The following is a 26,460-nucleotide window of genomic DNA, read 5'->3' on the forward strand; positions in this document are numbered from 1 at the left end:
CGTGGGCAAGCACATGGTGAGCGTGACGGCGTCCGTGCCGGCCTGCGAACCGCCGGCCTGGGCCGTACTGCAACGACAGCTGTTCTCGGTGCTGGACGACGCATGGCGGGTCTTCGAGGACCGGTACTGCCACCCCGACGGCGGGCTGCGCTTCGACGGGGAACTGAAAGGCCGTGACGGGGCGGACGACTTCTACGAACCGTTCTTCAACTGGCCGATGCTGTACATGCTCGGCGGGGCGGACGACCTGCTCGACGCCAGCAAGAAGCATTGGAACGGGATCACCCGGCAGCTTTCCGACGCCGGGTTCCTGGTCGACGAGTACGAGCGCGGGTACGACTGGTTCCACCAGGGCGAGTCGCTGCTGATGTTCTACGGGATCTGCGCGGCCGACCCGTCCGACGAGGCGTTCCGCCGGCGGGCGCTGCGCTTCGCCGACCTCTACCTGCCCACCTCGCCCGTCGGCAACGTCGACGGCTCGCAGCGGATCATCCGGGCTCCGCACACCGGGGCCGGCGGGCCGCGCCGGGGGGTGGATGACGCATGGGCGCAGGGGTTCGGCGCGGAACTGACCAACATGAAACCGTACGGCCTGCCCCTGGAGGATCTGCCCGGCATCGACACCTGGGACGACCTGGCCGACCCCGTCAACGCGCGGCGTATGGGCGAGGCGATGAACCGGCGGCTCGGCGACGGCGACGTCGCGGTGAACCTCGCTTCCACCTCGCTGATCGCCAACGCGTGGCTGTACACGGGCGAGGACCGGTACCGCGACTGGCTCGTCGACTACGTGCAGGCCTGGCGGGACCGGGCCGCCGCCGCGGGCGGCGTCATCCCCGACAACGTGGGGCCCTGCGGGGAGGTCGGTGAGCTGCACGACGGCCGCTGGTACGGCGGCCCGTACGGCTGGACCTGGCCGCACGGTCTGCACAGCGTCGGCGCGGTCGCGGTCGTCGCTGCCATGAACGCCGCTCTGGTGACCGGCGACAACGCGTGGTTCGACCTGGCCCGTGCCCCACTGGACCGGGTGCTGGAAGAGGCGACGCGCGGGCCGGTAGGTGACGGTGACTCCAGCATGGCCTCGACCTGGCTCCAGCGCCTCGGCCCTGATGCCGACAGCGACCTGCAACTGGTTCCCTACCGGTACGGCCTGCACGGCTGGTTCGACCACCAGCCGCTGCAGATCGCCTTCCCGGCCTGGATCTGGTGGTGCTCCGGCGACCCGCAGGACCGGCAGCGGCTGGACCGCGTGGAACGCGAATGCGGCTACGACTGGACGACCGTGCACGCCTTCCGCGACAAGGAGGAGGCTGGACACGAGGCGCCGTGGCTCGCCTACCTCGACGGTCGCAACCCCGACTACCCGGCCCGGGCCCTCGGTATGGCGCTGGGTCAGGTCGCCCGCAGGATGGCACTCGTCCACGAGGACGCGTCATCGGTCCGCACCGATGACATCCACTGGTGGCAGCGGCTCAATCCCGTGGTGACCGAGATCCTGGTGCAGCTGACCACCGGCGCTCCCGCCGCTCCTTACAACGGCGGGCTCCAGCAGTCCCGGGTGCGCTACTGGGACGCCGACCGCGGCCGTCCCGGCCTGCCGGCCGACGTCGCCGCCCTCGTCGACGGGCTCGACGAGACCCGGGTCGGCGTCCAGTTGGTCAACCTGAGCAATACGCAAGAACGGCGTGTGGTCGTCCAGGCCGGCGCGTTCGCCGAGGACGGCATCGACCACGTCGTGGTGGATCAACTCGACGACGGCTACCCCGGCCCCAACCGCGCCTACCGGGCGGACGAGTTCACGACCAGTACCCGGCGCATCGACGTGCGCGACAACCACCTGCTGGTGATCCTGCCGCCGGGTACCCGGCTCGGCCTCGACATGCAGGTCCGGCGCCACCAGTTCACCCCGAGCCACCCCACGTTCGACCGATACCAGGAGAAGCAGAATGACGACCGATGAACAGGCCCAGCCGGTGTTCCCCCTCCCGGTGCGCGGCGACGCGTACCAGCGTGCCGATGCGGAACTGGTGGGCCAGATGGGCCAGGTGAGCAGCGCCACCGCGTGCGCGAAGCTCCACGGCATGGGCATCAGGCGCACGTGGATGGAGGGGCCGCAGCCCCTCGCGACCGGGCAGAAGATCGCCGGGTCGGCGTTGACGCTCCAGTTCATGCCGCAGCGCGAGGACATAGCCAGCGGCCTGGCCCAGGAGGCCGTCGAGCGCCAGACCGCCCTGTGGGCGGTGCTGGAGGCGGTACAGCCCGGTGACGTCCTCGTCATCCAGGCGTACGGGTCGGCGTTCAGCGGCTGTGTCGGCGACATGCTCGTCCGCTACTTCAAGCGCAAGGGCGGCGCCGGGATCGTCGTCGACGGCCGGATCCGGGACGCTCCGCGGATCCGCGAGCTCGGCGTGCCGATCTGGTGCACCGGCACCACCCCGCACTACGCCTCCCAGTCGGAACTGTTCCCCTGGGCGTACGACGTGCCGGTTGCCGCCGGCGGAGTGCTGTGCCTGCCCGGCGACATCGTGGTCGCCGACGACGACGGCGCCGTCGTCGTCCCCCAGGCGACCGCACCCGAGGTGGTCGCCACGGCCCAGGACCACCAGGAGTGGGAGGTGTTCAGCCGGATGCGCCTCGACCAGGGCGCCAAGCTCGGCAACTACTACCCGCTGACCTCGGAGTCGCGCGCGGAGTACGAGCAGTGGCGCGACCAGCAGCGGTCGTCGCAGCGATGAACCAGGTCTCGGGCCCGGGTGTGCTGGGCCGCACCGGTCTCACGGTCGGCAGGCTCGGCCTGGGCTGCGCGCCCCTGGGCAACCTGTACGAGCCGGTTCCGGAGCAGGACGCCACCGGCACGGTGCATGCCGCGCTGGCGGGCGGGACGCGCCTGTTCGACACAGCTCCCCGGTACGGCAACGGCGTGTCCGAACAGCGCCTCGGCCAGGTGCTGGCCGGGGTGCCCAGGTCCGAGGTCGTCGTCGCGACCAAGGTCGGATACCTCCTGACCGGCGACGGGGCCGAGCCGGACTTCTCCTACGACGGCACCATGCGGTGCCTGGAGGAGAGCCTGACCCGGCTCGGCCTGGACCGGGTGGACATCGCGCATGTGCACGACCCCGACCACCATGAGCAGGAGGCCCTCGCGGGGGCCTTCCGCGCCCTGATCGACCTGCGGGAGCAAGGCGTGGTGTCGGCGGTGGGCGCGGGCATGAACCAGAGCGCCATGCTGGAGCGGATCGTCACGCGGGTCGACGTGGACTGCGTGCTGCTGGCCGGCCGGTACACTCTCCTCGACCAGGAAGCTCTGACGGGCCTGTTGCCCGAATGCGAGGCTCGCGGTGTCGGGGTCGTCCTGGGCGGGGTGTACAACTCCGGCCTGCTGGCCGATCCGCGACCCGGCGCGAGGTACGACTACCGGACAGCCGAACCGCACCAGGTTGCCGCCGCGCTGGCCATCGCGGAGATCTGTGCCCGCCACGGGGTGCCGATGAAGGCGGTGGCCCTGCAGTTCGGGTGGGGGCATCCTGCCGTGTCCACTCTGGTCGTCGGAGCCAGGACGGCCGATGAAGTGCGGGAGAACCTCGCCATGGCGCAGACCACCGTCCCCGCCGACCTGTGGGCAGAGCTGCGCGCGGCGGGGCTGCTCCCGCAGGAGGTGCCGACGCCGTGACCGCCCTCGACGCACACGTCCACTTGTGGGACCCCGGCCTGCACGACCACGCGTGGCTGCGGTCCGCGGGCGAACTGAACCGCCCCTTCCTCCTCGACGACCTCACCGCGGCCGCCGGATCGGTGACGGCTGTGGTCGTGCAGGCCGGGCGGACCGTGGCCGAGGCCCGTTGGCTGCTGAGCCTGGCCGCGCGGTCCGCACGGCTCTCCGGCGTCGTCGTCCACGCGGATCTCGCCGATCCGGCCGCTGTGGACACGATCGACGCACTCCGTGCGGAGGACGGGAGTTCGGCGCTGGTCGGGGTCCGTGACCCGGTCGGGGCAGGCGAGGGCGCCCGTCTCGGACTGCCCAAGGTGCGGCGTTCACTCGCGGCTCTCGGTGAGCGGGGCCTGACCATGGACCTGCTGCTGGGGCACGGGACTCTGCGTGAGGCATACGCAGCGGCCAGGGACCTGCCGCAGGTGCGGTTCGTCGTCGACCACGCCGCGATCTCGGCCGTCAATGTGCGGCGCGAAGGCCTCAGCGAATGGGCCGCGCAGCTGACGCCACTGGGCCGACTACCCAACGTGGTGTGCAAGTTGTCCGGACTCGGCAAGGCCACCGCCGAGCCGGGCGGAGTGCCCATGGATGCCGTTGCTCGGGTGCTGCTCGACGTGTTCGGGCCACGCCGGCTGATGTTCGGGTCCGACTGGCCGGTCAGCACACAGTGGTCGGCGTACGAGGACGTGGCCGGGGCCGCGGCCGGTGTGCTGGGCGGGCTGACCGCGGACGAAGCCGCCGCAGTATGGGGCGGAACGGCCGTCGGGGCCTACGGACTCGATCCGGCGGGCACGTCCACCATGGACAGGATGACAATGATCCGGCAGAGGGAGCACTGATGACTGGTCTGAACGATCTGCTCGAACAGAACAGGGGCATGACGTCGGGCGGGCTGCTGTCCGACCGCGTCTACCGGCTGCTGCGTTCGGCCATCCTGAGCGGCGAGATGGCGCCGGATCAGCGGATCGTCGAATCCGACATCGCCAAACGCCTGGGCATCAGCCAGGCTCCCGTGCGCGAGGCCGTCAAACGGCTGGTACACGAGAGCCTGGTCACTCACGTGCCACGGCTGGGCAGCCGGGTCGCCAGCATCTCGATCGAGCAGGCCGAGCAGGCACGAGAGCTGCGCGGTCTGCTGGAGGAGTTCGCCGCCCGAGCCGCCGCCCAGCGCCGCGCCGAGGGCTACGTCGACCAGCTGAACTCGGTGATCGACGACATGCGACGGGCGGCCCTGCACGACGACCCGAGCAGCTTCCGCGACAGCGACATGGCTTTCCACCGCCTCGTCTGCCAGGCCAGCGGCAACCACCTGCTGCCGCGGTTGTGGGAGGTGATGGAGCCCAGTCTCTGGACGCTGCGCGTGGTCTCCAACCCGTTCTACACCGGCAGCCGCGACAAGCTGGTCGACGAACACGCGCGCCTGCTCGACATACTCGTCAACGGCCGGGAGGACGACGCCGCAGAGGCCTTCCGTCGCCACGCGACCGGCGCGGCCAAGCCGTCGCAGCGCGACGAATAGGACCATCCGGCTGCAACACGGTAGGCGGGCGCGATCCGTACCGCGACCGTGTTCACCCATGACCGCGGTGAACGGTACGGGTCGCTGTCGGTGTACGGCGAACCGGTGGGCGCGGGCGACGTGTTCGCCAGCGGCCACCGGTACTGCCCTCTCCCGGCGCTGACTTGGGTGGCCCGGCTACGGCTCGGCCACCTGATCACCGGCGCCGGGGCGTGACCGGAAGGCCGGGCCGCTGCCGGTCATGGACGCCGCTCAGTCACGCATCGAACGACATTGGAGGTTCCGCATGCCCCGGCAAGGCGCGCACGCCATGGGCTCCACCGATACCACCCGGATTCTTCTCACGGGCGCCGCTGGCAGGGTCGGCACGCAACTGCGGCCGCTGGCGGCGCGGGAGGGCCGCACGCTGCGGCTTCTCGACATCACCACGCCGGCCGCCGTCGAAGGGAGCGGAGCGGAGGAGACCGTGATCGCCTCTCTCACCGACACCGAGGCGCTGCTGGAGGCATGCCGGGGCGTCAGCGCGATCGTCCATCTCGGCGGCCAGAGCGTCGAGTCCACCCTGGACGACGTACTGGACCGCAACGTGCGCGGCACACTGAACCTCCTGGAGGCGGCCCGGCTGGCCGGCGTGCCCCGGGTCGTCCTCGCCTCCTCGGCACATGCCGTCGGCTTCCACCAGTACGACGGCACTCCGGTCGCCGCAGACGCACCGGCCCGCCCGGACACCCTCTACGGCTGGAGCAAGGCCGCGATCGAGTCCGCCGGGCGCCTGTACCACGACCGCTTCGGCATGGACATCATCTGTCTGCGCATCGGAAGCTGGTTCCCGACGCCGAACGGGATGCGCGGGCTGTCCACCTGGCTGTCACCGGCGGACGGACACCGCCTCGTCGAAGCCTGCCTGAGCTGCCGCGAACCCGGCTACCGGATCGTCTGGGGAGTCAGCCGCAACACCCGGGGCTGGGTGAGCCTGGCCGAAGGTGAGGCGATCGGCTACCACCCGCTCGACGACGCCGAGCAGTTCGCACCCGAGGTGATCGGCGAGTGCGGCCTGCCGGACCCTGCCGACCCGATCACACCCCGGCTCGGGGGCGACTGGTGCGCCATCCCGCTGGGACAGACCTTGTGACAGCCATCCGTTCGTAACAGCCATCCGTTCGTAACAGCCGTCCGTTCGTGACAGCCATCCGTTCATAACAGCCATCTGCTCGTAACAGTCGGCCGAGTACCGCCTCGGCCGAGGTAACCCTTGAAGTGGAGATTCATCCATGAATACCGTGAAATGCGATGAACGAACAACGCGGCTCTCGGGACTGCTCTCCTTTCCTCTGACTCCCTTCGACGACGCCGACGAGGTCGACCTGGACGTCTTCGCCTCCCACGTCGAGGCACAGATCGCCGCCGGACCCAGCGGGCTGTTCGTGGCGTGCGGCACCGGCGAGTTCCCCGCGCTCGGGCTCGACGAGTACCGGCAGGTCGTGGCCACCGCGGTGAAGCAGGTCGCCGGACGCATACCGGTGTTCGCCGGGGCGGGCGGAGGCCCGCGGGTCGCGCGGAAGTTCGCGCTGGCCGCACAGGAATGCGGCGTCGACGGACTGCTGTTGCTGCCCCCCTATCTGCTGACGTCCACCCCGCAGGGGCTGGTGCACCACATTCGCTACGTCGCCGCGGCCACACCGCTGCCGATCACCGTCTACCAGCGGGCCAACGCGGTCCTCGATCCGGCAGCCGCGGTGGAGCTGCTCGACATCCCGAACGTAGTGGGCATCAAGGACGGCCGCGGCGACGTCGACGCGATGCTGCGCCTGGTCACCGCCGTACGTACCAGCGGACACCCCCGCGCCGCCGAGTTCGGATTCCTCAACGGCCTGCCGACTGCGGAGCTCAGCGCACGGGCTTACGCAGCGATCGGCGTGGAGAGCTACTCCTCGGCGGTGCACTGCTTTGCCCCCGACATCGCCACCGCGTTCCACCGGGCTGTGCGCGACGACGACGAGGAGGCGCAGCGAACACTGCTGACGGAGTTCTACCTGCCGTTCGCCGCGCTGCGCGACCGCGTGCCCGGCTACGCCGTTTCGCTGGTTAAGGCCGGTGCGCAGCTGGCCGGTCTGGCCGTCGGCCCCGTCCGCCCGCCGCTGGTGGAGGCCACACCGGAGCACGTCGCGCAACTCGCGTCCATCGTGGACCGCGGACGCACGGCGCTCCGTCGACTGGAGGAGTCCCGCGCATGACGACTGGTTCTCGTACGAGGAAGGGCCCCATGGAGCCACAGAGCCCGTCAGGGCACCCCACGATCGTCGACATCCGCATCACGCCCATCGCATTCCCTGACCCGCCGTTGCTCAACGCCGTGGGCTGCCACGAGCCGTGGGCGTTGCGCGCGATCATCGAAGTCGACTGCGGCGACGGACTCGTCGGGCTCGGCGAGACCTACGGCGACGCCTCGCACCTGGCGGTGCTGCGTACGGTGGCACCGCTGCTGATCGGGCTGGACCCGTTCCGGACCGAATACATCAAGTCCGTGGTGGACGGGCTGCTCGGCACCGTTGACGCGCCGTCGGAGAAACTCGGTCCGTCCGGCGGCATGGGCCCGGAGAAGGTGTCGCTGCGGGTCTTCTCCGCATTCGAGGTCGCCTGCCTCGACGTACAGGGCCAGGCGATCGGCCGTCCGGTCCACGATCTCCTCGGCGGCCGGGTACGCGACGCCGTGCCCTTCTCGGCGTACCTGTTCTACAAGTGGGCGCAGCATCCCGGCGATGCCCCGGACCTCTTCGGCGCCGCGCTCGACCCTGCCGGGATCGTGGCCCAGGCCCGGACGATGGTGCAGAAGTACGGCTTCCAGTCGATCAAGCTGAAGGGCGGTGTCTTCCCTCCCGACGTGGAACTCGACGCCATTCGCGCGCTGCGTGAGGAGTTCCCCGCGCTGCCGCTGCGCATCGATCCCAACGCCGCGTGGAGCGTCGAGACCTCCCGTCGGGTCGCCGCCGAGACTCAGGGCCTGCTGGAATATCTCGAAGATCCGACCGAGGGCCTGGCCGGCATGGCCGCCGTCGCCGAGACCGCCGGGATGCCGCTGGCCACCAACATGTGTGTGGTCTCCTTCGACCACATTCCCGAGGCCGTCGATCGCGGCTCCGTTCAGGTCATCCTGTCCGATCACCACTACTGGGGCGGACTGCGGCAGTCTGTGCGCCTGGCGGGCATCTGCGAGACCTGGGGCCTTGGCCTGTCGATGCACTCCAACAGCCATCTCGGCATCAGCCTTGCCGCGATGACCCACCTCGGCGCGGCACTGCCGCAGCTGTCCTACGCCGCCGACACCCATACGCCCTGGCAGCTGGGTGTCGACGTGGTGGAGCGCCCGCTGACCTTCGTCGACGGCGCCGTGCCAGTGCCGATGTCGCCGGGGCTCGGCGTGCGGCTGGACCGGGACGCGCTCGCCCGGCTGCATGAGAACTACCTTCGGCAGGGCATCACCGGACGCGACGACACGGGTTACATGCGCCGGTTCCACCCGGACTTCAACCCGACGAAGCCGCGGTGGTGACCGGGGATCCGGTCAGCCTCTCGGGGCACGCCTACTCTCCACGACTCGCTCGGAGTCGGTGACCACGCATGGGCCGTGACAGCTCGTGTCGACACACGGAGGCTCGGGGACGCGAGTGGCCGCGTCTGGCCCTCACGTCCCCGACGCGGACAGGGGCCTGCCGCGCCAGTTCATGGAGATGTGGGAAAAGAGCCGGTGCTCAATCCTGTTCCATTTCGATGTGCCCGGCCAGTGCCGTTGCTTGAGTGTGCCAAGCAGTTCACGGTGACGTTGTAGGAGCGCGGTCGGTCCGGACGGCGCGTGCGCGAAGGCGCTGTTCTTGATGTCCGCGATCGCTTGTTCCACCACAGCGTGCCGTCGGTAATCACGTTCGGCGTCCCTCGGGGAGGGCGGAGAGCCGGTGAACGCGGCGTGGTAGCGCCAGGTGTCGAAGAGCGTGCCCTGCCCGGCGGGCTGGGCACCAGGGCCCAGGCGGTGGAGTACTTGTCGTAGCCGCGGTCGGCGAACAGCCGGCCCGGCCGGCGCCTCGGTCGCCCTCGTGTTCCGCGGATGCGGGGGGTCGCGTCCAGCAGGGGCATCAGCCGGGAGACGTCGTGACGGTTTCCGCCGGCCAGCGAGACGACCAAGGGGGTGCCATGCCGGCCGTTGATCAAATGGTGCTTGCTGCCGAGTACGGCCCCGGCCACGCTGATGAACTGGGCAGACTGGCGCAGACGCCACGTCATTGGGGTCCCCGCGGGGTGCAACCGGTCAGCAAGGACCGATCCCCTTCCCGCAGTGGCGGCAGGGCCATGGTTGCGTCCCACGCGCGTCCGTTACGGGTTCCCGGCCCGTCATCGAATTCCCTCCGTACCGTGACCCCTCTGGCGCGATGTGACAGTGGTACGTCAAGATCACCTGGCCGGCGGTTCTGCCTGGCCGGAGCCGGACGTCGAAATCACGTACTGCTACGCGGGAACCAGTGCACGAGCGGAGAGGGGAAGACGAACGCCATGCTCGATGCGGCCGGTCTCGATCCTGCGGAAGTACGCGCATACCGCAGCCTGGTCAAGATGCCCGCGGCCACGCCGCACCAACTTGCCCGCCGTCTCGGGTTGTCCGATCGCGAGGCAGCCGCACTGCTCGACACGCTGGCGGCCAAGGGCCTGGTCAGCCGCGCCGCGGGCTCGGCTCACCGGTTCCGGGCGTCGCCGCCGGACCTGGCGCTCGGCCCTCTGCTGCTGAGCAGGCAGCAAGAACTGCACGCAGTGCAAGCCGTGGTGGCGCAGCTCACCGAGGAGTACCGCAGTGGGGCCGGGCGCCGTGGTTCGACCGACATGGTCGAAACCGTGATCGGGGCACCAGCCATAGCCTCGATGTTCGACCAGTTGCAGCGAGGTGCCCGGGAGGAGGTCCTGGCGCTGTGCAAGCCGCCGAACATTGTGGTCCCGTCCGGGGGGAACGACACCGAGCTCGGGGTACTGAGTTCGGGGGTGGGGTACCGCGCCGTATACGAACGGGCGGCGTTGGAGGTGCCGCCCGAGGTGTTCCGGATCCGCGAGTTCATCCGGAAAGGTGAGCAGGCCCGTGTCGCCTCGCAGGTTCCGGCGAAGCTCGTGATCGTGGACCGGTTGCTGGCCCTGCTGGTGTCCTCGCCCGCACGGTCCACCGGTGCCGACGGGGACGGTCCGTCCGGCGTCGGCACCAGCCGGGCGCCGGACGATTCCTCCGCCGGACCGTCCGGTGAAACGCTCGTTGGCTCGTTCGACGAAACCGCCGATGAGCCGTCCGCCGTCCTGGTCCACCCCGGTGTGCTGCTCGACGCCTTGCTCGCGTTCTTCGAGAGTTTGTGGGCAGGGGCCTCTCCGCTGCTGCTCACCGAGGACGGCCAGATCGGTGAGAGGAGCCCCGGACAGGCTCCCCCGCCCGAGGACCTGCTCCTGATCTCGTTGCTGCTCACCGGACTGACGGACACCGCCATCGCCGGTCAGCTCGGGCTGAGCCTGCGTACGGTGCAACGCCGTATCCGCGACCTTCTCGAGACCGTCGGGGTCCGCACCCGGATGCAGCTGGCCTGGGAGGCAGCCCGCCACGGATGGCTGTGATCCCCTGCCGGACACGCAGTACTGATCAAGGGCCCTCGACCTGTTCAGCCGGGTCGAGGGCCCCTCGTACGGAAGGCTCCGGTGCGGAGCACACCGTTATCGCCGATTGATCACTTCCCGAACACCTGGAATTCCGAGGCGCGCACATTGAACGCCGACGGGGAGCCGGTGGCGCAGTCGGTCACGTTGTTCGGGTCGTTGTCCTGCTTGCCGGCGTACGCCGGGTTGCCGACGCACTGGTTGGTGATTGCCTCGAAGCGCAGATCGGTCGCCGTGGTCACCGGGATGTCGAAGCTGCGCATGGTCAGGTTCGGCGCCAGCGGACGCGGCTTGGCCGTCTGGAAGGCGTCCTTCGGGCTGAGGTACACGACGTGGAACTGCTTGGCCTGGGAGCAGTCAACGGTCGCGGTACGGGTGCAGGCCGAGACCTCGAACTGACGAAGGGCCGAGAAACGGCTCTGGCTGCCGGTGTCGCCGCCCGGGTCCTTGGCATTGGTCGGCCTGTTCAGGGCACTTACCTGAACGCGACGGATCTTGCTCGCGCTGTCGCCGGCCAGGTGGACGAAGACACCCTTGCCGCTCACCGAGGTCTTGGTCTGTTCACCGACGAACGCCCAGTTGGTGCCCTCGTCGTCATCGATCAGCGCCGACAGGTTCATTCCGTCGCCGCCGGTGATGGCGGCACCAGCCGCCGCCGAGGCGAGGTTGGGCTGCATCTTGACCTTGACCGTCTGCTTGGAGCCGTCGGTCACCTCGAAGTCGAACGGCATCTGACCGTAGCCCGGGGCGACCGCGATCGCATCGTAGTGGCCCTTGGCGAAGGCCGCCTTATTGCTGAGGTCCGCGGTCGTACCGGCGATCGGCGTGGTCCGCGCGCTGAACTGACCAATGTAGACACGAGCGTTGGGGATCTCGTCCCCACTGTCGACGATCTTGAAGGTGATGTTGCCGTTCACGTCGGCAGGGGTCGCGAAGTCTGCGTGCGGCCGGGTGTCACTCGTCGAGAGAGCGGTGGCGTCGGTACCCAGACCGCGCTTGGAGAACGCACCCCACATGACGTCGAGGTCGTCACCGTGGTGGCGGATCTTGTCCGCGGCGAGCATCGCGTCACGGGCATCGACCATGGTGACCTTGCCCGTGCCCATCAGCAGGTACGAGTCGAACATCAGCTGGATCCAGCGGCGGCCGCCGCCGCACTTGTCGACCGCGGTCTTGCCGGCCGCGCACGAGGCGAGCACCTCCTGGGACGGCTCGCCGTACTTACCGACGAGCGCTCGGCGCACCTCGTAGTTGACGGCGTTCCAGATCTCGCCGTCGGAGTGCACCTCCGCCCCACCCATGTCGTAGCTGAAGTTGGAATAGTTGAGCGGGCTGTTGTCAATCGCGAAGTTACGGATGCCGCGCTCGTTGTTGTCGGTCACATACGGGCCGACAACCCACGGATCGACCCCGGCCGGGACCGCGCCCGTCTCGATCAGTCGCTCGGTGGAGACCAGGTCGCTCCAGGACTCACCCATCGAGCCGCCGTGCGCACCGGAGAGGCCGGTGGTACCGCCGCCGATCATGCGGTTGGTGATGGCATGGGTGTACTCGTGGCCGATGACGGAGTTGTCGAAGTCACCATCGGCGCAGCGCCCGTAGAAGGCGCCGGCCTGCGGCTGCCACAGGTACATGTTGGTCAGCGCCACGCCTCCGTCGGCACCGGTGCTCTGGTTGGCGTTGTTGCGGGTCGCCGGATTGTTGCCACCGGAGCGGGCGACGCCCATCTCCGGATCGCCACCCTTGCCGCCCAGGCCGTAGTTGTCGCTCTGCATGTTCCACGTCTTCTCGGTGAAACCGAGCTGGTACGAGAAGTCATGCATGATGTTGTGCTGGACGAACAGGTTGCCGAGCGCGGCGTCCCGGTCGGGCTGGGACGGGTCGGTCAGCACCTTCGGGTCACAGCCGCTGGCGTGCCAGGCGTCGGTGAAAGCGTAGTCGTACACCCGGTCGGGGCGGACGTCCGGCGTGATGCCGAGCCAGTTGCGCCCGCTGGCGTTCAGGCCGTCGCTGCTGAAGGCGTTGGCGCCCAGCGTCGTGCCCAGCTTGTAGTAACTGCCGTAGCTGCCGCCGCCCTCACCGGACGCTATGTCCCAGGCGTGGTGCGGCGAGGCCGGAGCGCTGTTGCTCATCACTCGGTCACAGCCCGGTCCCGCCACCCAGCACACAGTCTCGCGGGTGTCCTTGGACGAGTCGTCCAACGGGGGCGAGAAGGAGAACGCCTTCCACTGCGGATTACCGTCGTGGTCGGCCGCGACCTCGTCCTCGACGAGGGACCGGCGGGACAGCACCTCGCCGGTACGCGCGTCCACGATGCTGTCGTACAGCTGCGGGTCCTCGTCGGCCTTACCGACCTGCACCTGGTAGGCGGAATGCACGGTGCCGTCCGGGTCGGCGACCACGACCGCGCGTACGAGCTGCGTGCCGGTCAGCCCCGCAGCGTCGTACTTCTGCCAGCCGTCGGCGGCATCTGTCGAGGTCAGCTTGCCAGGAGTCATCGTCACGTCGGCCAGCGCGGCCTTGATCGCGTCCTGCGCCGAAAGGGTCGCCGGCTTCGGCGCACCGGTGACCGGGGCGAGCGCGCCGGACACACTGACCACGGTGCCGTCGACGACACCGACGGAGACCTGGCCGTCCTGACCGAAGGGCTTGCCGTCCACCTCCTGGGCGAGCAACACCGCCGCGCCCTTGCCGATCGGGGTACTTGACACCAGCTTGAGGCCGTCGACCTGATCGGCGGATATACCGAAGAGGTCCACGTTGGCCTTGAGGTACGCCCGGGCCGTTTGTTCCGGCTTGGTCGGCAGCCCCTTCGCCAGGGCGGCACCGTCGCCGTCCGACACGACGGTCGTCGGCGTGCCGTACCGGCTCCAGCTCACCCTCGCGCGAGCCTTGGCCGCCGCACTTCTGGCCTTCGCCGACGGAGCCTTGTGGGCCCCGGGCAGGTCCTTGTCGGACTTGCCGTGCTGGTGCGAGGCGAACGCGCCCGAACGGGATTCCGACGGCTTCTGCCCCCCGGTTCCAGGGGCCGCACCGGCGGACGGGACCTGTGCCACCGCCATGACGGCTGCCGAGGCCAGCGCCAGTGCTGCCAGCCGTCTTCGCGCGAAGTCCATGCGCATACGTGCTCCTCCTTGTGGGAAGTCCGGACCGGGATCACCCGTTCCGGATTGCGCGGAGCCTGGCACGGGTCGGGGGTTCACTGGAACGGTTCCTTCGTGGCGGAGTTACGACACTGCACAGTTCCGCCAAACACCCCCGCCGACGGAGAGCGGCGCTACTGACAGAGGGCGCCTCGACTGCGGTGAGCAAGGAGTGACGCTACTGAACCTGAAGCCGGCCCGTAGGGCGGTCGAACGCGACGACGAGGCGGTCGAGTTGTGGAAGAAGGAGGTGTGACCGCAGGTAGAAGCACCGCGGCGGCCCGCGGGGCCCGGATCGTCTGCGAGGACGAGGCCGGCCAGTCGTTGAGGCCGCCACGGGCCAGGACCTGGGGCCGGGTCGGCCAGACGTCAGTGGTCCGGGTACGGGGCCGGGGTTCCGAGGCGATGGCGATCCCGCAGGCGCACGGACGGGGCGGCGCAGAGCAGCCCGTAGGGGACGTCGGCACCGAACCTACCCGCACAAGGCACATGGGTGGAGGAGAACGTCAGCGGGCCTCTGGCAGATCCGCGGAGAGCTGCACGGCCCCGGTGCAGGCCAGTCGGTCTGCCACCTCGACGCACGCCTCAGCCCCCTTCGGGCTGGTCGCGGGCAGCATCGGGCTGCTTCTACCGTGCGTCACCCTGTCCCGGTGCGAGGCGAGCAGCTCGTCCGCTCCGGATCGGATCGAGACCTCCAGGGCGCCGCCGTGCACGTCCGTCTCCACCTCGGTCCAGACGGTGGCGCAGGACGGGCTGAACCGGAGCCGTACGGCGTAGGCATCCTCAGTGACGGTGCTCTCAGTGCGGGCATCCCGGTTGCAGCGGGAGGAGCCCGGATACTGCCCCCGGCAGCTTTCCTTGCGGCAGGACGCCGCCTGCCCTTCCGGGCTGCCGCCCGACAGGGCCGGGGCACCCACGGCGCAGGCCACGGCGCCCAGTGTGGCGCAGACAGCCAGCACGACGGCCGTCCGCAGCCGTCGCACCCGGGCAGTCACCGCGAGGGGAAGCCGCGGCGCAGGGGTCTGGGGCGCCGAGCTCAGCGGTCTGGTCTCGGCCCGGCAGGCGTTCTCCCACAGCGCGATCAGCGGCGCCATCTCCGTGCCCCCGAGTCGCCCCAGCGCCTCGACAGCGGTACGCGGCGGGAGCTTGACGCCGTTGAGATAACGATGCCATGAGGACTTGCTGTGGGCGGTCCGTGTGGCCAGCGCCGCCAGGCTCAGCCCGGTCTGCTGTTTGAGGTCGCGCAGCCGCTCCACCAGCAGCAGCCCGTCGGGGCCGAGCGAGTCGGGCAGGTGCTGCCAGCGAGCCGTCGCTTGCTCCTTCATGCCGTTCCCAGTCCTTCCGTCCGGCATCCGGATCACCCCGGATCGCGTGATGTGTGCCCTGGGGCCAGGGCGGCCACACGCACGGCCGGAGTCATCGGGCGATCGGCTTGTAGTACAGAGAGAAGGCGCGGTCCGAGGATGGGCCCTGGGTGAAGCCCAGACACAGCCAGGGTCCACCCCGGCGCAGCACAGCCAGGCCCTCCGGCTCGCGCGGGTAGAGCCCCCTCGCAGTGTGGTCCAGCACCTGCTGCACCACGCGGCCGGTACGCACGTCGATACGGAACAAACGGACGTCGCCGGTCGAGCCGGCGAGGTTGTCGGCGCCGTATCCGTGGCCGAGCAGCTGGTAGGCGTACGGACCGTACAGCGCCATGCCCTGGAAGGGGAGCCCCAGTTCGGCGCCGGGCTGAGCGAAGCCGGTGACCGGCCGGAAGTCCCCGGCCGCGAACTGTTCGAGCCCGTACACCCGGTAGCGCGCTATGCCGCCCACCTTGTACCGCAGCAGCAACCGGTTGTGAGCCGGGTCGAGGGCCACCTGGTTGTTCGTGGAGCCGGGGAGCGGGCGATGCGTGGCGATCCTACGGCTGGCGCGGGTCAGCACCCGGCCCGCGGTGAAGGTGAAGCGGCAGATGCCGCGGCCGTAGCCGGAGGCCGGCTGTGCGTCCCACTCCGTCCACAGAGCGCCGGCGCGGCGGCCTGTGTCCTCCACGCCGAGGGCGCTGCCGTGGCCGAAGCCCAGCAGGTACATATCGCCGGTGAGCGCGCCGCCCATGGTGAGCCGGTTCAGGCACATGTCGCCGCGGGCCGCGCGCTCGGCACGGGTGTACGCGCGCGGCTCGCCCGGCAGCCGGACGCCGCCCTCCATGACTTGGAGTGCGTACATGTGGCCGTGCCGCTCGTCGAAGGCGAAGGACTGCAGCACCGTGGAGTGGTGCAGCCGTGCACCCTGGATCCACGGCTTGCCTGCCGACGCCAGGCCGGCCGGCTGAGCCCTCGGCTGGGCTTCTGCCCTGCCGGCGGGGAATGTGGCGGCCAGTGCGACCGCGGCTCCGAAGCCGAGGACGGCTCTGCGGCCCGGACTGGGTGGACGGGAAAGGGACATGAGGGTCTCCTCACTTGCTCGACAGCTTCGTGAACGGGCCGGCCCGCCCCGTGAGCGGGACGGGCGGGCCCGGCGGCTCAGCACCAGGGGACGGCGCTCACGTTGCGGACGTAGCGGGCGGAGACGTAGCCCTTGTTGTGGGAGAGCTTGTACCAGCGGTGGTTGCCGCGGACGTTGCTTCCGTACTTCGTGCAGGGGATGTGGACCGTCTTCTTGCAGGAGATGTGGACCGTGCTGCCGGGACGCAGCGAGCCGATGACCCGGTAGCCCGTGCCCGGGCCGGAGCGGATCCTGAGCGGCATGTGGCGGGTTACCACGCGGCCCTGGACGTAGCCGGCGCAGGGCCGGCTCGTGGAGTGGCTGGGCTCCCACAGCTGCGGCGGAGCCGTGCGTCGGTGGGGCATCTGCTGGTGAGGCGCCGCGTGCCGCTGCTGCGCGGCGGCAGCGGTGTCGGCGGAAGCGACTGCAGCGGGCAACACCGCGATCGCCGCAATCGCGGCCACGAGGCTGCGCTGGATCGTGCGATTCATGGGCTCTCCTATGAGGGTGTCTTCAGGATCGGCTGAGCGAGACCCTGTGTCGCTCAGCGTTTCCTGGCCCTCGGACAAAGATTCCGTCCCACGCGTTTCTGGGAGAAACTGGGACGTCCCACCCGAGGGGACCAGCGCGATTCCCGGCAGGCTGCGGATAAGGCCCCGTCAGGGTGGGCGGTGACCAGTTGTTCGATCTCGTCTTCCAGCGCCTTGGGGCGGGCCTTGCCGGCTACCGGCTCGTCGGCGAGTTCGCGGATGAGTTCGGCGGTGCGCCGCTCGCCGGGAAGTGCGAGGTGGTGGGCCCGCGCGGAGTTCACGGCGGCGTCCGCCGGCGCCTGCGCCACGGTCTGCTCGCTGACGCCGTGCCAGCCCAGGTGGCCAGCGATGCGGGTGGTTCCGGCGCGCCGGATCCTGCTCGCGATGACGTAGCGGCCCAGCAGGACGAGTCCGGACTTCGTCGTGGGGTCCACGACGCTTTCCAGGCCGGGGTGGATGCCCGTGAGCAGATCCCGCAGGCGCGCGGTCCGCGCTGTGGCCTCCTTATGAGCGTGGTGCGGTGGCTGACGAGCAGAGCCGCAGTGCCACGCCGGCTTCCTCGGGCAGGTTCACCACACGTAGATCAACGCGGAGCGCATATTCCCCGGACATGGTTGATCTTCGCTCCGTCGACGTGGGAGGAGTCCGACTGGCCGACGCACTGCCGGCCAGACCGGACGGCACGGTCCCGCGTCTGTGAGGCGAAACGGGCGGATCAGTGGGTGCGACGCCCCGCGACGAGCCGATAGATGGCCAGGACGATGACGGACCCGACGACGGCGGCGATCCAGGTGGAGAGATGGAAAAAGCCGTTGATCGAGTGCACGCCGAAGATGACCTTTCCGAGCCAGCCGCCCAGAAGGCCCCCGGCGATGCCGATCAGCATCGTGATCAGGCAGCCGCCGGGATCCTTGCCAGGCATCAACGCCTTGGCGATCGCACCGGCCAGTAATCCGATCACGGCCCACGCAATAATGCCCATGGCGCACGCACCTTTCATTAAAACGCTGTTGTTGGCGGAATACCACCATCCCTTGTGCCCCGCCCCGATTTCTGTAAACTCGCTGGCCGCCCTCGTGGGACAGCACCATCAGCGGGCTGCCAACCCCTTCGGTGCGACGCTGCCGGCGCGTCACCGGGCCGTGAACGAGGACCCCGCTCGGACGAGGGCCTGTGCACAGCGACCGTCACACCCCGACGAGTAGGGTCCACAGCCGGCTTTGGCGGCTGGGGGCGCTGCCGGTGCATGGCTGTTGCTCGCTTCGGCGATGCTGGGGCCGACGCCAACGCTGAGCGGGAGTTCTGCCTTACCGGGTACGTAACAGTCCGGCCAAACAGCCCAGCCAAAGCGCGTCCTGCCAGTCAAGTGGCGTGTTTCGCAGGGTCGTTCGGACGCTTGCCGGAGGCGCGAAGGGGCCCCGGGTAGGGGCGGCGGACGGTAGCCAGGCACGATGGAGATGGTTCGTAAAGCTGCTCCCGCTGTTCCTGCGCTCGCTCACCCGCAACTCTTGCGCGATCACCGCGGTCTTCTCACCCGCCGCGAACCACCCGTCGGCCTCCAGCCGCACCTGTTTCACGAAACGCCGCCAGCAGTCAGGCCCTTACCCTCCGCATACCGCATCCCACCGGCATACCGCAGAGATGACCACGAGCAGGGGTGTGAGCGCGACTGCAGGGCCGCGGCCTGCACATCCAAAGATCCATCCAGAGATCCGAGGCAGTGACCGCTGAAAGCCGCCTCGTAGCAGGGGCCCGGACTTCTTTGGCCGCGCAGTTCACTCGATTGGAGCGTTTGAGTCGCCACCTTGAACGACGTGGGCTTCTTATTGAGCTGCACCGCAACGGAGTTCGACTGGAAGGTGGCGGATGTACAACGTGTGCGCCGAACCCGTAGCGACGGAGAATGGCAGCGGACTCTCGTGGCATGGTGTCGACTGCGAGGGCACCGTCCTGTGCGCTTGGACCTTCGGCGACAAGCCGGCGTCGACACCAGACGGCGTGTGTGACCGCGATGACAACTGTCGCAGCTGCGTGAACCTCGTTGCCCAGGCAGTTCGTCCTTGTCCCGTCACGGCGGATACGTCCAATCGTGACGTGGATCGCCTTCGGTGTCACGTGGGGAACCGTGCGGACCATTACCCACGGTATTCGCGGCGGATGGCTGCCCTGGGGGAACGTCTCCGCCGGCGGCCGGCACCTGCACCACTACAACTTCGGCATCGGCATCCTTGCCGGCATTGGCATCATCGCCGTACGCGGTGACGAGCGCGCCGTCGGCCACTCGGCCGTCGCCGCTGCCTACGGCGCAGGAACTGCCCTCATCGCCGACGAATTCGCCCTGCTCCTCGATCTGCAAGACGTCTACTGGGCCAAGCAAGGACGCATCAGCGTGGATGTCTCCCTCGGCATCCTTTCCGTACTCGGCGCGTACCTGACCGCCAAACCGTTCTGGCACGAGTGCGCACGGGCGACCCACCACCACGTCGTCGCCGCCGCAAAGCAACACCTGACACCCGCCGGGTAGACCGCCCCGGGAACCAACCGCCGTGCCAGTGCCCGCGCGCGGGCACTGGCACGAACGGCGCTGCGGACGGGGACCCGCCCGGCCAGATCGCGGTCCACGTACGCATAGATCGCGTCCAAGGTGAGGGGCCTGAAGCTTGGAGCGCTCCCAACAAGCCGTCCGGCGTGCTCATTTATCTCGACCTGAGTCAGCCGTGCTGGTGCTGGACGAGCGCGGGCGGTGTCCTGCTCATGTACCAACCTTCGACGCGGGGTCCGACGAGGTCGGACGGCCAGCCTGCGGTCTCGACGGCGGCATCGTAGACGGCGTCACCGAACGCCACGATGGCCTGGTGCGGGTCCGCTGCCTCTCTGAGCTTGGCCCACGGCAGACGAACCAGACCAGCGTCGGGATGCCAGGCGGCGCCCTCAACACCCCAGGACCGGCCCTCGAGACCGTCCGGCTGGGGCCAGATGTACGCGTACATGCCGACGTTCGGCGCCTTGGCATCCCCGAAGGAGAATCCCACCGACACGTACGCTTCGAGCTGGGCGTTCTGCATGAACGGCGGCTGGTGGGGCGGCGGCACGGTGGGACGTGCTCGGAATCGCGTGGCGGACAGGTCGAAGCCGCCCCACATCACACCGACCCGGGGGCGGTGTCCCAGGAAAGGGGCCTGCCACGCCTCGAGCCCGTCAGCGGCGAGGTTCAATGCTGTCCAGATCAGCCGGGCCGCGTGGCCATCCCAGGTGCGTTCGACGTGATCGTCCTCGAAACGCGGTGGGGCATCCGGAATCTCGCAGATCAACGAGCTGCGCGGTCGGTGTATCCCGAGCTCGTCCGCCGCATCGCAGAAGGACGCATAGAACGTGGCGACTGATCCCTTGGACAATGGCACCGTTCGCGAGCCATTGTCGGACTCGATGACCACGCCACCGTCGAGCAAGCTGTAGTGCACCGCGAAGGTCACGCCTCGCTGCCGAAAGGTTGGGGTACTGAGCCCCCGGGGGGTGACATCGAGGACGATGTTTCCCCAGCCGACTTCGAAGGGCTCGTCGAGGGTGTATTTGCCTGCGACCTGTACCACCCGGTTCACGTAGTCAACCATGGGCGCCAGGTCCTCATGGACCAGCGTCGGCCACGCATTGAGACGTTCGCTCACGAAGAGCCTCCCAGCGTGTCGATGGGATCAGCGGGAGGGGACGTCGGATGCCGCGCCCGCGTCGTTCTCCAATTCTCACACGCAGATCAGAGTCCTGCACGATCGGGCCGGCCGGCATCTGCCTGAAGCCACAGGCGTCGAAGCAATATGAACGCTTCGTCGCGACCCCAGTCATGAGAGCGGCGTTCGTGGCAGGTTGTGGCGTCGGCCGCGCGTGCCGTCGGCCACGCGTGCGTAGGACACGACCGCCGTCTCGCACGAGATGGCGGTCGTGTCCAATCGTACGCGGGCCCCGGTCCGGCAGGGTGTCACGGCTTGCGGGCGAGGCCGCCGTGCTCGCCGATGGGTTCCGGAGTGGGGGAAGTCGGGTCCGGGCGCCAGAAGGGGACCGAGACGACCCCGGGGTCCAAAAGTTCCAGGCCGTCGAAGAACGCCGCGATTTCATCGACCGGGCGCAGGAAGTACGGTACGGCGCCGGTCTCGTTGTACGCGTCCTGGGCCTGTTCGTAGTCGGCGTCGATGCCCCGTGAACCGTCGTTGATGAAGAGGTAGCTGCCGGACGGCAGTCCGTCCATCAGGCGGGTGACGGTGTCGCGCGCCTGGTCGTAGTCAGCGACGTGGCCCAGGATGTTGCTGAGAATCAGGGCGGTGGGGCGGGTGAGGTCCAGCGTCTCGGCGGCGGCCGCCAGGATGCGATCAGGGTCGGACAGGTTGGCGTCGACGTAGGCGGTCGCCCCCTCGGGGGTGGAGGTGAGCAGGGCACGGGCGTGCGCGAGGACCAACGGGTCGTGGTCGACGTAGACGATCCTGGTCTCGGGGGCGAGCCGCTGGGCGACCTCATGGGTGTTGTTCACGGTCGGCAGGCCGGTCCCGACGTCCAGGAACTGCCGGATGCCCGCCTCGGTGACCAGGTACGTGAGGGTGCGGCGCAGGAACGCACGGCTGCTGCGGGCGATGGTGACGATCCCGGGGAAGACGGCGCTGTATGCGTCGCCGGCTTCCTCGTCAACGGGGTAGTTGTCCTTCCCACCCAGCCAGTAGTTCCAGATCCGGGCCGAGTGCGGCACCGAGGTATCGATCTTCTGATGCGCCGCCGGACCGGGCGACGCGGCGTGGTCGGTCATGGGTACCGTCCGTCTTTCAACCGAGGCGTGAACTGTCAACGCACAACCTACGTCCCAACAACATGGACGCGTACATCAGTTCACGTTTCCCGTGGGCTTGATCAGCGTTGATTTTCCGAACAGGTCTCCACCCGGTCGGTACGAGATCCCGCACCGGCAGCCTCGCCGCCGGCCCGATCCATGTGGGCTGGGCCCCGCCCGGTCCGCCGTCGCGGACGGCGCCACAGCCACCATGATCCTCACCCCCGAGTCCGCAATCCGGCCGTCTGACGCGTGAGTTCCTCGCCGTCGGACGCTCGGATATAGGGCCGGCCGGACGGCGGCGCCTGGTCGTGGTGCCGCTCGCCCTTCCCGCCGCTTCCGGCGGGCAGTCGTTGCCACGCCTCGGGTGTCCGGCCCGTGAACCGGTCGACGCGCGGGCCGTGGACCAGTCGGAGATCCTGCGCCTGCGCGAGTGCAATGCCGCTATGCGGCCCGTAGGCGTCCGATGAAGTCGGCGGCACCGTCCATCTGGCGATAGGGCTTGAACGCTGTTGCGAGCCCGCGGACCAGGGTCACACACCGCTCGGCGCCGATGCGGCTTGCGAGATCAAAGGATTGCGTCGTACCCATGGGTCCGTGAGTTCATTTCGGCGTAGCACCGCATCGTGATCCACCACCCGTAATGACCTTTGAAGGCGGGCCCTAATACCAGAAGCCTTTGACAACTGCTCTTCCGGCCATGGCGGCACGCTGGTAGAAGGCAAGGAGGCCAGCATGATGCTGGTCATAGATGTCCCTGACGTCCTCTTCAGCCCAGCCGGGACCGAACGCTGTGTGCAGCTCAGGGCCCGCCGCCTCCCAGAGGACGTCGAACGAGACGTCCGCCAGGAAGGCTGACGCTCGCCGCACCGTGTCCGGGGGCAGGTGGAGGAAGGGCGGTTGCTCGTCGGCAGGGTGGTAGACGATGTCACCGCCAAAGATGGGCAGTTCCCACGCTCCACCTCGCCCCCCGGATAGATCACTGCCCGCCTCGTAGAGTTCGTGCACCGAACTGAAGTCCTTCTCGATGGACTCCGCGATCCCCGCCTTGTACTCCGCCTGACGGGCGTCCCAGTCCCAGGCAGCCCCCATGAACTCCTCAATCCAGGCGTAATCGAGCCGGACCTCGGAGTTCTGGACGGAGCGCAGATGCATGTGGAAGCTCACCGCGCCCCCTTCGTCCCGAACGACCCAGCGTGCCCGGGCCGTCAACGCCGGAAGCTTATCCCGGGGCGCTGGCACCGGGTGGGTGCCGCAACCCAGGCGTTTCATCGCGGCTGTAGGCAGCGGCACGCCGGCCCGCAGCCGGCTCAATCAGCCGTTGGGACACTCGCCGCCGACGTACATGCCGCCGCTTTTAAGACGGCCCTGTAGGGCTGTGTCGAAATTGGATCACGAGAGCCGGCGCTGTGGCTGGGGGTGGGCGTCATGTGGTTCGGTCGTGCGGATGGGCGCCCGCGGCGAGAAGCATGGCGATCGCTTCGGGGCAGGGCCCGGATATCGCCCATTCAAGCGGGGAACGGCCCATGCCGTGGTCCTCGCGAAGATTTGGGTTGGCGCCGTGGGCGAGCAATGCACGCACCGTTTCGGTGTGGCCCCAGCATGCTGCCGCGCACAGGGGGGTGCCTTCCGTGCCGCGTCCGCTTTCGGAGTTGGGCGAGGCCCCGGCTGCCAGCAGACAGAGGACGTTGTCGGTGGCTCCCATGACTGATGCCGCGTACAGAGGAGTGGTGCCCTCGGTGTCGCTTGTCTCTGGGTGGGCCCCGGCCCGCAGTAGTGCATTGATGTGGGCGCTGTCGCCGAATGTCGCCGCCTCGACGAGACGCTCCGACAGTTTCTTTTGCTGCCGTCTGTTCATGGTTGCTCAGACTAGGTGGGTCAGTAACGGCTTGGCTGCAGCCGAGGCTGGAGCGCGAGGTCTCAGCTGGGCCGTGGGCTGGCTAGGCTACCGGTCATGAATCCGGCCATGACCACCGAGCCCGTCATCCTTGGTGCCAAGGAGCTGACCTCCGATCCGGAGCTGGGCGGCCGGATTGCGGAGTCGGCCCACCAGATCCTGGCGACCCTGGTCAGTGGAGATGCCGCGCTTGGCTGGGTCGAACCACCCTCGCGGGATGAGGTGGCGGAACTTCTCGGCCACGTCGTCTCTGCGGTGCAGGCTGGGGATGCGGCCCTGCGTGCGGCTTACCTCGACGGTCGGCTTGTCGGGTTGGGGTACTGGCTCCGCTACGCCCGACCGACCCATCGGCCACACGGGGATCTGGAGAAAATCGCGGTAGATGCTGCTGCCCAGGGTCGTGGCATCGGTCGGGCGCTGACCGCTGCCTTGATCGCTGATGCCCGGGAGGCGGGTATCGAGGTCCTCACCCTGGACGCCCGTGGCGACAACACCAATGCCCTGCACCTCTACCGGTCGCTGGGTTTCACCGAATACGGCCGTCTCCCCGACTTCGTCGCCGTCGGTGAACGCCGCTACGACAAGGTCTTCTACATGCTGGACTTCCGCCAACGAGGCTGACCACTGTCACGCACGAAGGCCCGGCGGCGACCCGCCGGCGCTACCGGGCCCTGTCTGGTGCCCCGATGTTGGCGGCCGGTGTCAGGCTGCGCTGGTGCTCGGGGGCGTCGATCACGCTGCCCAGGTCTTCGATTCCCTCCGATGACTCCTTCCGAGATCGCTTCCTCCCGGATCGTGCCTCAGCCCTCGCGGAACTCGCTCAGCGGGCGCTCGAACCGACGGGCCGCTATGTCAGCACTGCCATGAACCCGGGCCGCCGCACGGGTCGTTCGGATACCGTCTGATCAGCTCGTACCAACGATGAAAACGGCCAAAGGCCCCCGGCTGAGAGGCCCTGGATGGGGCCCTGCACGCTGGTTTCTCAGGCCCCGTCCAGGGCCGGACGGTGCCCGCCGGCATCAACCGCAGGGCGAACGGAAGTTCACCGGGAGGAGGAAGCATGCGGCAGTAGCCGCACGCCTCCTGATGCAACATGACTCAAACCAGTTCGGGTTGCGGTTCCGGTTGCCGCGCTGATGCGGCCTTCGGTTCCCACCGTTTGGTGGTCCGTACGTAGGCGAGGACCACTGAGGCAGTCGCCAGAATGAGAAGTGGTCCAAACACCCACGGATATCTGGCCATCTCCATCGGAAGGTAACGATATGACACCAAGAGTGCAGCGAAGACCGTTGTGCCGTAGGTGACCAGCTGGATTCCTGACCGGTCCCAGCCACGTTCGAGCGAGCGCAGCGCAGCCTCGATCGTGACCGTGAACACCACGCCGGCAGCGATGTCCGCGCCGTAGTGGTAGCCGAATCCCAGTGTTGCGCCGAGCGTGGCAATCAGCCAGAAGGCGCCGGCGAATTGCAGAACCTGCGGGCCCTTGCGGGAATGAATGAAGATCGCGGTGGCCCACGCCGTGTGCAGGCTCGGCATGCAGTTGCGTGGGGTGATCTCGTCGAATGGCATGTGGCGCGGGGTATTGATCGGCGGCGGGGTGTCCGGCCACAGGTTGGCCACCGCCCAGTGTCCGCCGTCGGCGCCGTAGGCGAAGATCGGTCCGACCACCGGGAAGATCATGTAGATGCCGGGCCCGAGGAGGCCGATGACCAGGAAGGTGCGCACCAGATGATGGCCCGGGAAGCGTCGTTCGACCGCCACGTTACGCAGCTGGTACAGCGCGAAGATGACTGCGGCCACCGCAAGCTGCGTGTAGACGTAGTCGAGAAAATGGAACCCGATCGGGCCGGTGGCCTTGACGATCCGACCTACCAGCCACGACGGGTTGCCCAGCGCCTGATCGGCGGTTGCCACGTATTGGTCGAGCACCGCAGGGCGGGTCTTCGATGTGATGAGTAGCCAGGTATCGCCAGTCTTGCGGCCGGCCACCAGCAGCAGGCCCAGCCCGACGCCCTTCAGTAGCAGGACACGTTCCCGGCCCGTGCGGCGCGTGAGGGCGATGACCGCATAGCCCAAAATCACCCACAACGCGCCGTTGCCGAAGGGGTGGCCTTCGGTCACCTTGGCGTCGGCCGCCCACCGCACCAGCGCGAAGGTGACGTCGATGCCGATCGCGACACCGGCCCCGATGAACCGTTGCCGCCAGGTGAGCACCACCATCATCAACGCCATACTGGCGTACAACAGGAAACCCGATTTGGGGGCGAATACCACCTCTTGCGCCTGGGTGGTGATCGGCCCCGGCAGGCCGTAGTGACGCGCGGCGATCTCCAGCGCGATGAGGAATCCGAAGGCCACCGCCGCCGCCGTGACCCACAGCGCCGCTCGTGGCCGACGCCACGCAGCGAACGTAATTCTCCAGTTTATTCGCGAAAACACCCGCGATACTATCGATATCAATTGTTTGCCCGATTTGTTAGGTGTTGGTTAAGTAGGTGACCCTTCGTGCCGGATGGTGCTGCTTTCCGGTGAAGGGCGGGCGATGAGGGCGATCGCCATGAATTCGATCATGTTATCGGAGTGGTGCCGATGGGGTGGCTGGTCACGGATGGTGCGTAGGTCAGTCGATCCTGGCTCGATGGTCCAGCGTCTCGGGAACGACCATGAAACTCTCGACGCACGGTGGACAACGAGGGTGACGACACGGATTACC

The 26,460-nt window shown here is 68.6% G+C and carries 24 protein-coding genes and 5 pseudogenes; 13 read left to right on the top strand and 16 right to left on the bottom strand.

Annotation, left to right across the window (positions count from 1 at the left end; all coding sequences use genetic code 11):
• The first annotated feature begins 1 nt into the window (after position 1).
• The 9 genes from OG306_RS37185 to OG306_RS37225 all read left to right on the top strand — a co-directional run bounded on the left by OG306_RS37185 (position 2) and on the right by OG306_RS37225 (position 8,778).
• The gene (locus OG306_RS37185) at positions 2-1,960 is read left to right on the top strand and encodes a hypothetical protein (RefSeq protein WP_371666125.1); all 1,959 of its coding nucleotides are present in this window, start codon (positions 2-4) and stop codon (positions 1,958-1,960) included.
• The gene (locus OG306_RS37190; protein ID WP_266750909.1) at positions 1,947-2,735 is read left to right on the top strand and encodes a ribonuclease activity regulator RraA; all 789 of its coding nucleotides are present in this window, start codon (positions 1,947-1,949) and stop codon (positions 2,733-2,735) included. Before OG306_RS37185 ends, OG306_RS37190 begins: the two co-directional genes overlap by 14 nt.
• The gene (locus OG306_RS37195) at positions 2,732-3,670 is read left to right on the top strand and encodes an aldo/keto reductase (protein WP_266752623.1); all 939 of its coding nucleotides are present in this window, start codon (positions 2,732-2,734) and stop codon (positions 3,668-3,670) included. The genes OG306_RS37190 and OG306_RS37195 overlap by 4 nt, the downstream gene beginning before the upstream one ends.
• A complete protein-coding gene (locus tag OG306_RS37200) occupies positions 3,667-4,548 on the top strand; it encodes an amidohydrolase family protein (RefSeq protein WP_266750910.1) in 882 nt (293 codons plus the stop codon). Before OG306_RS37195 ends, OG306_RS37200 begins: the two co-directional genes overlap by 4 nt.
• Positions 4,548-5,228: a GntR family transcriptional regulator gene (locus tag OG306_RS37205; RefSeq protein ID WP_241200358.1), complete on the top strand. Its 681-nt coding sequence runs from the start codon at positions 4,548-4,550 to the stop codon at positions 5,226-5,228. The genes OG306_RS37200 and OG306_RS37205 overlap by 1 nt, the downstream gene beginning before the upstream one ends.
• 48 nt (positions 5,229-5,276) lie before the next feature.
• A complete protein-coding gene (locus OG306_RS37210) occupies positions 5,277-5,444 on the top strand; it encodes a hypothetical protein (protein ID WP_266750913.1) in 168 nt (55 codons plus the stop codon).
• Positions 5,445-5,538: 94 nt separating this feature from the next.
• Positions 5,539-6,360: an NAD-dependent epimerase/dehydratase family protein gene (locus tag OG306_RS37215; protein WP_371666126.1), complete on the top strand. Its 822-nt coding sequence runs from the start codon at positions 5,539-5,541 to the stop codon at positions 6,358-6,360.
• Between the two features lie 139 nt (positions 6,361-6,499).
• Positions 6,500-7,462, top strand: coding sequence for a 5-dehydro-4-deoxyglucarate dehydratase (locus OG306_RS37220; RefSeq protein ID WP_266750915.1), 963 nt, complete (start codon positions 6,500-6,502; stop codon positions 7,460-7,462).
• Positions 7,463-7,491: 29 nt separating this feature from the next.
• Entirely contained in the window at positions 7,492-8,778 is a 1,287-nt protein-coding gene (locus OG306_RS37225) for a glucarate dehydratase family protein (protein WP_266750917.1), read from the top strand.
• Positions 8,779-8,922: 144 nt separating this feature from the next.
• On the opposite strand, the pseudogene OG306_RS37230 reads toward OG306_RS37225, so the two are convergent.
• The 3 pseudogenes from OG306_RS37230 to OG306_RS37240 form a co-directional block, all read right to left on the bottom strand.
• Positions 8,923-9,006 (bottom strand): annotated as a pseudogene (locus tag OG306_RS37230) (ISAzo13-like element transposase-related protein); the annotation flags it as partial.
• A 60-nt stretch (positions 9,007-9,066) separates the two neighbouring features.
• A pseudogene (locus OG306_RS37235) lies at positions 9,067-9,225 on the bottom strand (IS1380 family transposase); the annotation flags it as partial.
• A gap of 38 nt (positions 9,226-9,263) precedes the next feature.
• Positions 9,264-9,446: pseudogene (locus tag OG306_RS37240) on the bottom strand (transposase); the annotation flags it as partial.
• Between the two features lie 324 nt (positions 9,447-9,770).
• On the opposite strand from OG306_RS37240, the gene OG306_RS37245 reads away from it, so the two are divergent.
• On the top strand, positions 9,771-10,862 hold the full coding sequence (locus tag OG306_RS37245; protein ID WP_266750919.1) for a helix-turn-helix domain-containing protein: 1,092 nt from the start codon (positions 9,771-9,773) through the stop codon (positions 10,860-10,862).
• Positions 10,863-10,972: 110 nt separating this feature from the next.
• Here OG306_RS37245 and OG306_RS37250 read toward each other — a convergent pair whose 3' ends face one another.
• Positions 10,973-14,023, bottom strand: coding sequence for a M36 family metallopeptidase (locus tag OG306_RS37250; protein WP_266750920.1), 3,051 nt, complete (start codon positions 14,021-14,023; stop codon positions 10,973-10,975).
• Positions 14,024-14,234: 211 nt separating this feature from the next.
• Between OG306_RS37250 and OG306_RS41020 the strand changes: the two are divergent.
• Positions 14,235-14,443: pseudogene (locus OG306_RS41020) on the top strand (IS630 family transposase); the annotation flags it as partial.
• Between the two features lie 107 nt (positions 14,444-14,550).
• Here the strand turns inward: OG306_RS41020 and OG306_RS37255 are convergent.
• From OG306_RS37255 to OG306_RS41025, 6 genes and pseudogenes are all read right to left on the bottom strand, one after another.
• Entirely contained in the window at positions 14,551-15,369 is an 819-nt protein-coding gene (locus tag OG306_RS37255) for a helix-turn-helix domain-containing protein (protein ID WP_266750921.1), read from the bottom strand.
• Between the two features lie 91 nt (positions 15,370-15,460).
• Positions 15,461-16,471 (bottom strand): teichoic acid biosynthesis protein C, encoded by a 1,011-nt coding sequence (locus tag OG306_RS37260; RefSeq protein WP_266750922.1) that lies wholly within the window; start codon positions 16,469-16,471, stop codon positions 15,461-15,463.
• 77 nt (positions 16,472-16,548) lie between these two features.
• Positions 16,549-17,001, bottom strand: coding sequence for an SH3 domain-containing protein (locus OG306_RS37265; protein WP_371666127.1), 453 nt, complete (start codon positions 16,999-17,001; stop codon positions 16,549-16,551).
• Positions 17,002-17,054: 53 nt separating this feature from the next.
• On the bottom strand, positions 17,055-17,474 hold the full coding sequence (locus tag OG306_RS37270) for a hypothetical protein (protein ID WP_266904536.1): 420 nt from the start codon (positions 17,472-17,474) through the stop codon (positions 17,055-17,057).
• 281 nt (positions 17,475-17,755) lie between these two features.
• Positions 17,756-18,022 (bottom strand): GlsB/YeaQ/YmgE family stress response membrane protein, encoded by a 267-nt coding sequence (locus tag OG306_RS37275; protein ID WP_266750925.1) that lies wholly within the window; start codon positions 18,020-18,022, stop codon positions 17,756-17,758.
• A gap of 505 nt (positions 18,023-18,527) precedes the next feature.
• Positions 18,528-18,661: pseudogene (locus tag OG306_RS41025) on the bottom strand (IS630 family transposase); the annotation flags it as partial.
• 468 nt (positions 18,662-19,129) lie between these two features.
• On the opposite strand from OG306_RS41025, the gene OG306_RS37280 reads away from it, so the two are divergent.
• Positions 19,130-19,564, top strand: coding sequence for a hypothetical protein (locus tag OG306_RS37280; protein ID WP_266750926.1), 435 nt, complete (start codon positions 19,130-19,132; stop codon positions 19,562-19,564).
• A 187-nt stretch (positions 19,565-19,751) separates the two neighbouring features.
• Here the strand turns inward: OG306_RS37280 and OG306_RS37285 are convergent, their stop codons facing one another.
• The 5 genes from OG306_RS37285 to OG306_RS37305 all read right to left on the bottom strand — a co-directional run bounded on the left by OG306_RS37285 (position 19,752) and on the right by OG306_RS37305 (position 23,708).
• Entirely contained in the window at positions 19,752-20,705 is a 954-nt protein-coding gene (locus OG306_RS37285; RefSeq protein ID WP_266750927.1) for a DUF5996 family protein, read from the bottom strand.
• A 308-nt stretch (positions 20,706-21,013) separates the two neighbouring features.
• Positions 21,014-21,829, bottom strand: a complete 816-nt coding sequence (locus OG306_RS37290) for an SAM-dependent methyltransferase (RefSeq protein ID WP_266750928.1) — start codon at positions 21,827-21,829, stop codon at positions 21,014-21,016.
• A gap of 465 nt (positions 21,830-22,294) precedes the next feature.
• Positions 22,295-22,441: a hypothetical protein gene (locus tag OG306_RS37295; RefSeq protein WP_266750930.1), complete on the bottom strand. Its 147-nt coding sequence runs from the start codon at positions 22,439-22,441 to the stop codon at positions 22,295-22,297.
• A gap of 72 nt (positions 22,442-22,513) precedes the next feature.
• Positions 22,514-23,017 (bottom strand): DUF1877 family protein, encoded by a 504-nt coding sequence (locus OG306_RS37300; protein WP_266750931.1) that lies wholly within the window; start codon positions 23,015-23,017, stop codon positions 22,514-22,516.
• Between the two features lie 259 nt (positions 23,018-23,276).
• The gene (locus OG306_RS37305; protein WP_266750933.1) at positions 23,277-23,708 is read right to left on the bottom strand and encodes an ankyrin repeat domain-containing protein; all 432 of its coding nucleotides are present in this window, start codon (positions 23,706-23,708) and stop codon (positions 23,277-23,279) included.
• 96 nt (positions 23,709-23,804) lie between these two features.
• Here OG306_RS37305 and OG306_RS37310 point away from each other — a divergent pair, with 96 nt between their 5' ends.
• Positions 23,805-24,368 carry a GNAT family N-acetyltransferase gene (locus OG306_RS37310; RefSeq protein WP_266750936.1) on the top strand — a complete coding sequence of 188 codons (564 nt, stop codon included), beginning with the start codon at positions 23,805-23,807 and terminating at the stop codon, positions 24,366-24,368.
• Between the two features lie 477 nt (positions 24,369-24,845).
• Here OG306_RS37310 and OG306_RS37315 read toward each other — a convergent pair whose 3' ends face one another.
• Complete coding sequence (locus tag OG306_RS37315; RefSeq protein WP_371666297.1) at positions 24,846-26,126, bottom strand: phosphatase PAP2 family protein; 1,281 nt, start codon at positions 26,124-26,126, stop codon at positions 24,846-24,848.
• Between the last annotated feature and the right edge of the window lie 334 nt (positions 26,127-26,460).

It is taken from the genome of Streptomyces sp. NBC_01241 (genome assembly GCF_041435435.1).
In the GTDB taxonomy this organism is placed as follows: Bacteria; Actinomycetota; Actinomycetes; order Streptomycetales; family Streptomycetaceae; genus Streptomyces.